This window comes from Perlabentimonas gracilis (assembly GCF_011174675.1).
Taxonomy (GTDB): Bacteria; Bacteroidota; Bacteroidia; order Bacteroidales; family Tenuifilaceae; genus Perlabentimonas; species Perlabentimonas gracilis.
The window spans coordinates 23,412-35,744 of sequence record NZ_JAANIG010000041.1 but is presented as its reverse complement, the minus strand read 5'-3'; the positions used below and the strand labels follow the sequence as shown (position 1 = coordinate 35,744).

Genomic DNA, 12,333 nt, shown 5'->3' with positions numbered 1-12,333 from the left:
TGAACCTTCGGTATAACAGTCACCATCGGTCGTTTGTCCGTTGGTAAAAATAAATAATAAAATTGTAAAAAAAATGCTTGGTTATTTAGGGTTAAAACACAAACCTTTCTATTTTCACCTTCTTCAGCTTGTCAATATTCGCGATTGATTTCCAGACCTTAAAGATCAGCTCAATTTGCCATCTCATACGGTACACCTGATAGATATTCTTGGCATGGATTTTTTCCTCGGGAGCATTGGTGATGTACATGTTTAACCCAGACCTCCACTTGGTTTCCTCTGAAACCTTATGCCCTGTACTGTTGGTGTTCTTGGTGGTTCTCTCTAATCTTTTTTTGGCAGCATTCTCTTCGCAGACGGAAACCACCAGCCGGCAAGGCAACTGGGCTTTTTTTCCGATGAGCACGTCAAGTTCGATGTAGGGTATGCTGTAGCGTATTAGCCTCTTGTAAACATTTTTCAGGCTGATTACCTCCTTGCTGTTCGGGTCGTATACGTTTATCTGGGATGGCAACCTATTCAAGAAGAAAGCCTTTCTTTTCATTACTCCAGATAAATACATTGTGGTCACATACCCTAAGTCTCGTATTAAAAGCTCCCCCTCCTTAACATTCTTGATGCTTTCCGGGGAGTCTCCCTGATCGTTTTGGCAGCCGCTAGTTAACTGAAGGTCAACCTGATCTCCGGTCAACAAATCAAATTTATACTGTATGCTTATCATCGATTTGGTTTGGGTTGCTCCACCATGCCCTTTGTATTTGGAGGCATACTCCTGGGGTAACCCAAATCGAGTGGAGTCTCTCAGCCTACATGATGTGAATGGGCTCTTCGTGCCGCTTTTCTGTGTCCCCAGCAAATGGTTATCCAGCATTTTGTTCAGTATGCTTTTCAGAAAAAACACTGCCTCTGAGTTGAAGCGCTCGTCAAGCCCTTGCTTCGAGATGGATTCTCCATGCGCTACTGCAAAATCACGGCTAAGGTCCTCCAGGCTTAGCAGCGCCCCTTGGGTGGCATTCGAGAGCAGCAAATCCAGAAAGTTTTTCCCATTGACCAATGAGGACCGTTTGACAAAACCTGCTGCTCTGGCCAACTGCTCAACATGATCTTTCCCTAGTATCTCATCTAAACTCGTTGTTAGAAAACTACTCTGATTTTTAATAAAACCCCTGATTTTACTGGCATTTATCTCCTTTAATTCATTAATATTTCGTACTTTTATGAGCGAGGGCAAAGTTGTATTGCAACACAAAATTCAAGCGCCCTTCATTTAACATAAAACAATAAACTAGAATGGAGAATAATACTGACAGTTCCCCTTATGGGGGATTGTGTTTTACTACCAGTCTACTTATCAACTTGTTGTGTTCTTAACTTGACGGCTATGGCCTGTCAACAGACGGGGCAGTGCAGGCAGGGTTTTCGTCGGGGGATCCGCTGGCTGGCGGATAACACGCTCTCCTCTCGTCAATACCTTGACGAGACCACGCCCCCCCCCGTTGAGCCGTGGCTGCGCCTCGGCTCGATTATCCTAGCAGGCTGTGCCTGAAAAACACTGTTATCTCCGTTAGCAGTCAGCTTAGGACTACACAGCCAGACCAGAATTATATGTAAATATGACGACAACAGAAATTACAATAAAAACCAACAGACTTTTGCTTAGGCAATTTGTGGATACCGACATTGAAAATGTTTTCAAAGGGCTTTCACACCCTAAAATAATTAAGCATTACGGAATTAGTTTTGACAGTTTAGAAGCAACAAAAGAACAGATGGCTTGGTTTGCTGACCGTGAAAAAGCCGGAACAGGAATGTGGTTTGCGGTTTGTTCGTTAGACAACAAAACTTTTTACGGTGCAGGCGGACTTAACAGTTTAAGCAAAGAGCATAAAAAAGCAGAAATCGGTTTTTGGTTGTTACCCGAGTTTTGGGGACAAGGAATAATGAAAGAAGCAATGCCGCTAATTTGCGACTACGGTTTTCACAAACTTGGACTTCACAGAATTGAAGGTTTTGTAGAAGCCGAAAATACGAACTGTAAAAAAGCAATGGCAAAACTTGACTTCCGACACGAAGGAACAATGAAAGACTGCGAAATTAAAAACGCAAAATTTATAAGTTTAGACATTTACGCCAAACTCAAATGACAATAACGCAAGAGTCAATTGAAATTGTTAAGTATTCCGACAAACATCGTGAACAGTTGTTAGATGTTTGGGAAAAATACCCCGTTGAGCCGTGGCTGCGCCTCAGCTCGATTATCCAAGCAGGCTGTGCCTGAAAAACACTGTTATCCCAATCCTCCACCCCATACTCTACTACAATGAATTGAGTTTAAACCAAAATTAGGTAGTTTTGTCCATAGTAATAGTAAGCATTAACAAAAGCCTTTGTATAACCTGAAAACCAATATATATGATATTCAAAAAAAATATTGTAAAAGTGCTGCTGCTGTCAGCAGCAATTGCCATTGCTGGCCTGAGTTGCAAAACATCCGTTAAGAACCAGACCGAGAGGTACAGCGCCGATTTTCAGTCGGTTATTGATGCTGAGCTAACCGAAAGTATACCCGGCATTTTGTTAAACGTTACCGCACCCGCCATGGGCATAGACTGGAGCGGAGCATCTGGCCTCAACGATTGGGCTTTGGGCGTGCCCCTGCAGGCCGATCAAACCTTTCGCATTGCCAGTGTTACCAAAACCTATGTGGCGGCCACGGTGCTAAGGCTTTGGGAAGAAAATAAGCTATCGCTTGATGACGATATTACCCAATACATCTCAGCCGAACATACCGCAATACTTGAGCGGGGCGGTTACAACCCCAACCAAATCACCATAAGGCACCTGCTTTCGCATACTAGCGGTCTGGGCGACCATACCAACTCGCATAAGTACACCGATGAATTTTTAAAGAGCCGGCACGTGTGGTCTCGTACCGAAACCCTAATCGATCTTATTACCCTTATGGAGCCAGCAGGTGATATTGGAGCTCAGTTCAGCTACTCCGATACGGGCTACGTGCTCTTGGGTGAAATAATTGAAACTATTACTGGCCAAACGATGGGCGAAGCCATTGTTGCACTTCTCCAACTCAAGGAGCTGGGATTAACCGACACCTATCTAGAGGAGTTTGAAGGGGATTACTCGGGCAAACGGATTCATCAGTACTACGAAGGCTCTGACTCGTACAACTACCACCCCTCGTTCGATTACTTTGGTGGAGGTGGGCTGCTTTCCACCACCAGCGATATGAGCCGCTTCTTCCACAGCCTTTTTAACCACAAGGTGTTTGTAAACCAGAGCACACTCGACACAATGCTAACCTCCGTGCTAAATGGCGCTGAGTTACCGATGGACTATAGACTGGGCTTATGGAAGATTAAGGTTAACGGAATGGATGCCTATACCCACTCAGGATTCTGGGGAACCCAGGTGGTCTACATTCCCGAGATGGATATTGCCATTTCGGCTAACTACAGTCAGCGCTGGTACAACTCCCGAAACGCTCCCGTAATATCAAAGATAATTGATGTGATTGAGAGGAAGAGGTAGTGCTTAGGTAAGCCGAAGCTTTGCCTCACCTTGTTTTGTCTGAATGGTAGAGGCTAGCCGTATTCTATTCTAATAGATAAAAAAGTAGTTACCCCCCCCGTTAGTATCACTCACAGTATACTTGAAATGATAAGCCCCAAACAAAAGATTATTGAGAACCTATGCTATACAGATCTTGTATACAAAAGGATTAATAAGAAGCTAGCCACTGATTTATCGAATGTACAAATTGAATCATTTATCGATGAGATATTGAAAACGACTAATGAGAAGTTTTACATCAAGACAGGAAAAAATTATTACGTGACAAATACAGGCCGTAATGTCAGAATTACAATAAACTCGAATACATTTAGGGTAATAACTGTGGATAGGACAACGAAGTAACTTTTGCCTGTGCTATTCTCGACTCGTCGCTACTGACAAAGTAGCGACGAGTCGAGAACTTTCCAGAGCCTATTCAGCCAGGGCCTCGGCCTTTTTCTGAATCCTGCCAAGCAGAATGGCCAGTCCGGCGCATAGCACCAAACAAGCGCCTGCGATATAGAATGATAGCCTGTGGTTGCCGCTGATAGCGAACAGGGTCTGCGATAAACGGCTAAACACAAAGCCGCCCAAACCCCATGCCGTGAGGACAAAGCCGTAGTTCATGCCAAAGTTTTTCATGCCCCAAAACACCTTGGTAAATGTGGGGAATAGTGATAGGTTAGTGCCGAAGTTAAATCCTATGAATGTGGCAAACAGCACAATCACCAATGCAGTGGTGGTGTCGCCAATAAAGGTGGCGGCCAAAAACATAAGGATTGCCTGAAAAACAAGCAGTATAAAAAGCGTTAACACCCTGCCAATCTTGTCCGAAACCAGGCCAGCCACAATCCTTCCCGAGGCATTTCCTATGGCGATAATGGCCACTGCAAGAAAGGCCATCTCCCCCAGGCTAGCCCTTGCCATGCCTGAGATGCTACCAATAACCATCAATCCGGCACCCGAACCTATAAAAAGGATAAACCAGATTAGGTAGAACGAAGGAAGCTTAAATAGTTCGCTTGGCTCAACATCGCGACCCGAACCATTGGCGGCCAGCTGTTTGGCTGTGGACTTTCGGGTTTCAAGAGGCACATACCCGGCTGGTGGGTTTTGCAAAAGCAGGGCACACACCGAAACAATCACCAGAAAGGCCAACCCAAAAATCAGCATGGTATTATGGAGCCCGTAGTTCTTTACCAAATACGTGGCCAAAGGAGCAATGTAAACCGGTGCAATGCCAAACCCAGACACCACAATCCCGGCAATAAGCCCACTTTTGGAGGCTGGAAACCATTTGAAGGCCGGTGGGGTGGCGGAGGCATAGCCAAAACCGATACCAATACCTGCCAATACACCAAATCCTAGAACCCACAATGTATAGCTAGTGGTAAAATAAAGGAGTGTAAAGCCAAGGCTAACTAAAATTCCCCCGATAAAGGCGGTAACCTTTGGCCCTTTTCTATCCTGAATTCGTCCGGCAAGGATCATGGTAAAAGCAAAAACAAGAATACAAACCGCATAAGGGTCGTTGAGAGCAGACTCCTGCCAGGTGAAAGCACCCTCTCCACCTTTATTAATTGAATCCTGGATGGCATCCTTAAAAATGCTCCAGGAGTAAAGAATTCCCAAGGCAAGATTGATGAAGAGGCCGGCAAAGACAACGATCCAACCCCTGTTTTTGGTAGTAGATAAAGTCATAGGAATAGTTGTTAAGGCAAGTGTTAGGTTAAAAAAATAGGGGCAAAGATAAAGAAATAATTTATTGGCGATCGCTCAACTAAAACTTTCGTTTGATTTTCTTTACCATTTATATAACCCCTATGGCTGCTCAGTTTTCCTAATTCTTACATTGATAAATGCATTTAATTGTAGGTAGCTGAGAACCAATGTGTGGTGAATTATTCGGTAAATCTTTGCCCATAATATTATTGCCCATTACTACACCTAAAGGATTACATTTATCTTTAGGGGGCGAAACCCAATGGGCTGGGTTTTTGTTGGACTTATTTATTTAGCGGATAGTTATGAATGATATTGAAATTAAACAGTTAATAATAACCGACCTGGATCAATTACAGAGAATTAGCAGGCAAACATTCTACGAAACATTTAACTCAACTAACACGGAGGAGAATATGCGAAAATATCTCGACGAAGATTTTTCTGCAGAGAAGCTGTCAACAGAGCTACGCGATAAGAATGCCCTATTTTTCTTTGCGATGCATAGTAACAGAGTGATCGGTTACTTGAAAATTAACTTTGGACCAGCTCAAACAGAGTTTCAGGAGGAGGAAGGCATTGAGGTTGAACGCCTTTATGTGCTTAGCGAATTTCATGGAAAGGGAGTGGGGCAGATACTTCTTGACAAGTCGAAAGAGATAGCCTTGCAGAAAAGTGCTGACTACCTGTGGTTAGGTGTTTGGGAGCATAACGCCAGAGCCATCAGTTTTTACAAGAAAAATGGGTTTATAGAGTTCGGCAAGCATATCTTCATGCTAGGCGATGACGAACAGATTGATAAGCTGATGAAACTGAAATTATGAAGTAGCGAATGATAGAAGCCACCCTTACTTTTTTGGTTCTACTACCAATTTAGTAGAACTATGTAAATTATAGCAAACTTAAATCTTTGGTTTGGGTTTGAAGACAGAAGACAGTAGGCAGAAGACAGAAGGCACCTGTCTCGCAAACCGATGTTCTTTGGCGGATGACGAGAGAAGACAGAATTAGCATACTTCAATCTTCCAACCTCCCTGCCCTACTGCATCGTTCAGGCGGGGGTCTTCCGACCCTAAAATCTTCCATTAAAATTGCAGTAGTACCGAATTATTTAACACTTAACAGTTTCTGGCAGAATTATCTACCTCAGCTTATCAGGCTTGCCTCGGGATGCGGAGCATAATGAGAATTGATTACCTAGGAGGAACCTGCTTGCCCAGACTTTTCCAAAAAGGATGCAGGCTAGTTCACCGTCAGTCCGCAGGTTAACTAATTGACTGATTGATTTATTGACCCGCCAGTGGCCTGTCTACCTACAGCCTGTCTGCGGTAGGCAGGGTAGAGCGGGCAGGTTGATTGATTGAAATGCTGACTTTTAGACTTAAAACTCTAAACTCTAAACTCTAAACTCTAAACTCTAAACTCTAGTCACTTTATGAACTCTAGTCCCTTTCTCACTCTCTCCCACATATCCCAACAAATGGGCAGGTACGGCACTTGTCTATATCGTTGGTTTGGGCAAAGGGTACCGAGGTGTCAAAAATCTCGGCAACCAGGCTCTTTAGCCCGCTGCAAAATTCATCGCCATATTCCCTAAAGTCTTCAACAACCTGTGCTTTTCGGTTCAGCGACTGCTTAATATCAAAATCTTCAGCCGATTTGGCTGCCTTTACAAACCAAAGCGCAGGCTTAATTGCGCTATCTGGATATAATTCTGTTAGCGCCAGGCTGTAGCAAAATGTCTGAAAAACCTCCTTGCATTTATCCACCTTGTCGGGGTTAAAGAGCTCATCCACCGATTCGAACTTGCCCTTGTTAGTGTGCCTTCCCGTTTTGTAATCGATGGACCAAACGGTACCGTTGTTCTGCTCAATTCGGTCGATAAACCCACCGAGCCTGACTTGGCTTGCAACCGAGCTGTTAGGTAGGTTTAGGTTGATGTACACCTCCTGCTCATGGCTTACCAGCAGGAATGGTGCTCGCTGGGAGTCAAGGCGCAACATTTTTTGGATAGTGTAAAGCATGGCGTTTCGTGCCAGCAGGTTTCTGCCCGACAGGTCACTGGGCTTTGCATCGTTATCCTTCAAAAAAATCTCGCAAAAAACTCTGTCGAGAGCATCCTCAATGTGCTGCGTGTTGGCTAGCAGCAGCTTCATCATATTGGCAGTAACCTGCTTGCCTGTGAACTGCTTGTAAAGCTCCTCCATGGTGTTGTGGATAATCCGGCCAAACTCTAGCGCGCCAACCTCCTCGGTTACCTCATCCTCCTCGTCTATTCCCACGGCGTAGCGAAAGTAGAAGCGGAGCGGACAGGTGAGGTAGCTGGTTAGCCCGCTTGGCGACAGGGTAATGCCTTTGCCCTTACGGCTAAGGTTAGTAACCAAGCTCGAAATCACATCATCCGATTTATCCACAGAAATGGGTAGGGAAGGGGTGAGCGAAAGGTTATACCCAACGGGTATTGTCTCAATTTTACCCACCATCTGCTCCATCTCCAGCTGCAGTCCAAAGCGGCTCTTCTCACCACTCGATAATCCCTCGGCCCTGCTGCTGTACACTAGGTAAACATTCTTCGCTCTGCTCAGTAGACGGTAGAAGTAGTATGCGTAAACTGCATCATGGTGCTTATGGTCGGGTAGTCCGAATCCTATCCGCAGCGAAGGGGTGATGAACGATACGGGATGATTTCGACCTGGCAACACATCATCATTGAACGAGAGAATGATGATATTCTCAAAATCTAGCGCCCGTGTCTCCAGAAATCCCATTACCTGCAACCCCGATAGCGGCTCACCGCTAAACGATACCCGCTCCTGTGCAAAAACCTTGCGAAGCAGCTGCAAGAAAGTACGGTGCGAAACATCAATACTAACTTCCTTTAGCACCCCGCCAACTCGTGTTAGGCTTTTGTGCAGCGCGTAAAGGAACTCCAAATCAATTCGTAGCTGCTGATTATCCTGCTCTTTTGCCTTACCAGCTATGGTTTTGGCAACAGCATTGCATATCTCGAGCAGGTAGCTGGCAATGGGGTTTACTTCGTTTTGTTTGGAAAATATCTTCTTTAGTAGCTCCGATAGGGCTAACTCTTCATCCCTGGGGTAAATTCGGTTACTGCGTTTGATGATTGAAATAATACTCATTGATTTTTCGGGCTCGCACAGTCTAACGTAGGGATGGTTGAGCACAGCCTGCACATCGCGATGGTAAAACCTGATAACACCTTCCTTGCTTTGTTGTGCATTTATTTGGAGCCTCACCAAAAACTCGGCAAGGCTAAAGGCTGGAGTCTCCTTAATGGGGTATCCCATGGTGATGTTCAGAGACTCTACCTCGGACGGAATGGATTGAAGTGCAGGAAGCAGAATATTCTCCTTGGGAAAAATTATGGCCGATGATATATTGAGCTTGGCCCCAGCACCAACCATTTGTTCTAAAATTTTAGGGATAAGCTTGGTTTGCGCAACCGTGGATGGGGCTGCTACCATCTTGATGTTTTTCTCAACTACTCCATCAATCTCAAATGCAGAGCGAGGGAGTGCATTGGGGAATTGCGTTAGGTTTTTGCGTAGGAATAGACCCGCCTCGTGCTGCGGGTTATCAGTAAACACTGGGTCGTAATCCCAATAAAAAAGAGCACCGCCATCGCGTTTGCACCGATGGAGCAGAGCCTTCTCGCACTCGTTTAGCGCATTAAAACCAATAAAAGCTATGGGCTTTGGAAGGTTGGGGGATGTACTTGGATTAGCCAGTATTTCTGCCGCTTTGCGATAAATCATTCCCTCGTAGGCAACACCCTCGGCCTCTAGCTCATTTTGAAAAGCTTGGTATATATCCATTAGGTTGCCCCATATGCTGAGGTATTTCTCTCGCAGCTCCGATACCTGCCCGTTGCGCATAACGCCTAGGTAGTTCTGCAGGGCTTCGATTTGCTCTGGGGTTAAGCCACCAAACTGCTCCTCAATATCTTTTATATCCTTTATATTGCTGAATAGCTGCCTGGGTTCAACTAGGTATTTATCAATCTGGTCGAAGTCGGCCAGCATCACCTCTCCCCAAAAGTAGAAATTCTCGAATGGCTCGCTGCTACCCTTTACCATGCTGTATATATTGTACAGCTTGGTTACAAGCTTAATGGGGTCGTCGGGCCTAAGCTTTGCTACCTGCTGCATTAGCTCACTAACGGTAACCACAGTAGGCGACCAAATGGGCTTATCGATTAGCTTGGTAAGGTGTGTGTTGAAGAACAAACCTGCCCTACGGCTAGGAAACACAAGGGTTGCTTCCGAAATGCTTTCGCCGTATCGAGCAACTAAATCCTTAGCAACAAGGTTGAGAAAGGGTGTCATTTGCTACCAGCTGTTTGTGTAACGATTACTTTTATTACAAAGATAAAATGATTTTCTTAGCAATTGGAGAAGATTTCATAACCATACATACTGTTCGTTTCCGAACGGATCTGTTTCGAATGCGTACGGTATATATCTTTAGTTGTTCATCTATTTACCTGTCAGTTAATGTGATGTGCGGTATGGTATGGAAGTTGAAAAATCAAGAAAAACCAAATTATTATGCTACGAAATTATCTACTTACTGCAATTCGCGTATTGAAAAAGAATTCCCTTTTCTCGCTAATCAACATTATTGGATTGGCCATTGGCCTTGCTGCATCAATTATTATCTACCTGTGGGTTTATGATGAGCTGAGTTACGATAAGTTTCATGCCAATGCCGACCGAATGTATAGGCTTGAACGTGATATGGAGCTTGAGGGCGACAGGATGATGGTTTCCATAACTTCGCCACCGCTTGGTCCCCAGCTACTAAACGATTACCCGAGTGTTGAGGGTTTTGTGCGCATTGCTGGTGATAATATCATGGTTGAAGATTTGAATAAAACCCTTAATAAGGAAGCGTTAATTTATGCCGATAGTAGTTTTTTTTCCTTTTTCAGTTTTCCGGTTATTGAGGGTGATGTGGCAGAATGCTTAAAAGATCCCTTTTCTCTGGCCATATCTGAAAGTTATGCAAAGAAGTATTTTGGTGAGGTATCTGGTGTTGGTCGTTCCCTTAATGTAAATTATAATGGGCAGATTCAGCCTTATAAAATTACAGCCATTTTCAAGGATTTCCCACATAATAGCCATATTCAAGCCGATTTAATAGGTTCATTTCAGTCGCTATACAGCATTAGGCATGAAATGATGATGACCAGTTGGATGGCTAGCAATCTTTACACGTACATAGTGTTAGCTAAGAATACGGACGTATCATCGTTTGAAAACGAGCTACAGAACGTGGTTGATAAATATTTTGGACCAGATATCAAGCAATTTTTAAATTTTGATAACCCACGTGATTTTATGCTGCTTGTCATTAGACCAGTAACTGACATCCATTTGCATGCCGATAGGGTTTGGGAGATGGTAACACCCGGCAGCAAAACATCAGTTTTAGTTTTTACCTTGGTGGCTATTCTTCTGCTGGTAATTGCAGGAATCAACTTTATGAATCTTTCTACAGCCAGGGCATCGCGCCGAGCGCTTGAGGTTGGGGTTCGAAAAACATCGGGAGCAACCAAAGCACAGCTGGTTAGGCAGTTCTTAAGCGAGTCGGCTCTGTTCAGCTTTTTAGCGTTGGTACTTGCCCTGATTATTGTAGAATTTACACTGCCTGCCTTCTCTGTTTTTACCGATAAAGATATATCGCTCAAACTACTTGCTATGGATTGGAACCCGCTGCTGACAATTGCTGCATGGCTTATATTGGCCTTTTTCGCGGGTGCTTATCCTGCATTCTTTCTGTCGAAATACAAACCCATTGAGGTGCTTAAGGGAAACAAAAGTGCAAATGGGAGCCAGTTTTTTCGCAAGGCGTTGGTGGTTGGGCAATTTGCCATATCCATAGGCCTAATTATTTGCTCCATCTCGGTATATCGTCATTTGCAGTACATCAACAGTAAGGATTTGGGTTACAATAGGGTTGGATTGATTGACATTAGTATTGATAACAGGGCAAATTATGGACTTTATAACGCATTTAAGGATGATTTACTAGCAATTCCTGAGGTTCAGGGTGTGTCCCGTTCTATGACCGTACCAGCAACCCGTGGCTTTTCCGATAATCCGCATATGCTAAGGGGTAACCCCGACCCATTCTTTCCGGTTATTAATAGAGCCGATCATGAGTTTGTCCCCACCTTCCAAATCCCATTAAAGGCTGGGGCAAATTTCACCCCCGAAATGATTGGAGATACCTCAGTGTATTACATTATTAATGATGCGGCTCGCAAAATGTTTGGGTTTGAGTCGGAGTTCGATGCCTTGGGGCAAGAGGTAGGTTTACTAGCAGGACAAAATCGCGAAACACGAAATTGGGGGCCAATAGTTGGGGTTGTTGAGGATTTTCATTTCCAGCCCCTTACCGAGATAATCAAACCAATGGTTATTAGTTCATCTCTTATTGGGCACAACCACATTACCATTAGGGTTGATGATAATGCTATTGAAATGGCAAAAGAGAAAATTCGAGAGGTTTGGCAAAAACATTTTCCAAACCAAATTTTCGCCAGCTCGTTTGTGTCACAAAATTTCGATAGGCTCCACCTTACCGAAAGGCGTTTGCAGGTAATTCTTTTAATATTTACAGGATTGGCAATTTTTGTGGCTTGCCTTGGCCTACTTGGCCTATCGGCTTTTACTGTGGAGCAAAGGATGAAAGAGATTGGCATTCGTAAAACGATGGGTGCACGCTCAGTTCAAATTATATTACTTATATCTAAAGAATTTAGCCGCTTGGTAATTGTCTCGTGCTTAGTTGCCATGCCAATAGCCTACTTCATAATCCGCGAGTGGCTCAATAATTTCCCATACCGACAGGGTATAGAGCTATGGGTTTTTGCTGTGGCGGCTTTTGTCGGTTGGAGTGCAGCGCTACTAACCGTTTTTATCCAAACCTATCGTGCTAGCCTTCAGAATCCGGTGGATATAATTAAGTACGAGTAAGCCAGTTGTAGTCTAGGACTTATGAAATACTGGGGCA

The 12,333-nt window shown here is 44.2% G+C and carries 8 protein-coding genes; 5 read left to right on the top strand and 3 right to left on the bottom strand.

The features are described 5' to 3' along the window. Window positions 1-91: 91 nt before the first annotated feature. Window positions 92-1,231 (bottom strand): IS4 family transposase, encoded by a 1,140-nt coding sequence (locus tag G8O23_RS14675; protein ID WP_166366152.1) that lies wholly within the window; start codon window positions 1,229-1,231, stop codon window positions 92-94. A 382-nt stretch (window positions 1,232-1,613) separates the two neighbouring features. Here G8O23_RS14675 and G8O23_RS14670 point away from each other — a divergent pair, with 382 nt between their 5' ends. The 3 genes from G8O23_RS14670 (at window position 1,614) to G8O23_RS14660 (ending at window position 3,936) form a co-directional block, all read left to right on the top strand. Next, window positions 1,614-2,144 (top strand): GNAT family N-acetyltransferase, encoded by a 531-nt coding sequence (locus G8O23_RS14670; RefSeq protein WP_166366150.1) that lies wholly within the window; start codon window positions 1,614-1,616, stop codon window positions 2,142-2,144. A gap of 268 nt (window positions 2,145-2,412) precedes the next feature. Further along, the gene (locus G8O23_RS14665) at window positions 2,413-3,549 is read left to right on the top strand and encodes a serine hydrolase domain-containing protein (RefSeq protein WP_166366148.1); all 1,137 of its coding nucleotides are present in this window, start codon (window positions 2,413-2,415) and stop codon (window positions 3,547-3,549) included. 126 nt (window positions 3,550-3,675) lie between these two features. Then, window positions 3,676-3,936: a DUF3781 domain-containing protein gene (locus G8O23_RS14660; RefSeq protein WP_166366146.1), complete on the top strand. Its 261-nt coding sequence runs from the start codon at window positions 3,676-3,678 to the stop codon at window positions 3,934-3,936. Window positions 3,937-4,005: 69 nt separating this feature from the next. Here the strand turns inward: G8O23_RS14660 and G8O23_RS14655 are convergent, their stop codons facing one another. Next, complete coding sequence (locus G8O23_RS14655; protein ID WP_235942304.1) at window positions 4,006-5,274, bottom strand: L-lactate MFS transporter; 1,269 nt, start codon at window positions 5,272-5,274, stop codon at window positions 4,006-4,008. Between the two features lie 326 nt (window positions 5,275-5,600). Between G8O23_RS14655 and G8O23_RS14650 the strand changes: the two genes are divergently transcribed. Beyond that, window positions 5,601-6,119, top strand: coding sequence for a GNAT family N-acetyltransferase (locus G8O23_RS14650; RefSeq protein WP_166366144.1), 519 nt, complete (start codon window positions 5,601-5,603; stop codon window positions 6,117-6,119). A 630-nt stretch (window positions 6,120-6,749) separates the two neighbouring features. Here the strand turns inward: G8O23_RS14650 and G8O23_RS14645 are convergent. Further along, on the bottom strand, window positions 6,750-9,641 hold the full coding sequence (locus tag G8O23_RS14645; RefSeq protein WP_166366142.1) for a PD-(D/E)XK nuclease family protein: 2,892 nt from the start codon (window positions 9,639-9,641) through the stop codon (window positions 6,750-6,752). Between the two features lie 222 nt (window positions 9,642-9,863). On the opposite strand from G8O23_RS14645, the gene G8O23_RS14640 reads away from it, so the two are divergent. Then, the gene (locus G8O23_RS14640; protein WP_166366140.1) at window positions 9,864-12,296 is read left to right on the top strand and encodes an ABC transporter permease; all 2,433 of its coding nucleotides are present in this window, start codon (window positions 9,864-9,866) and stop codon (window positions 12,294-12,296) included. Window positions 12,297-12,333 lie beyond the last annotated feature (37 nt).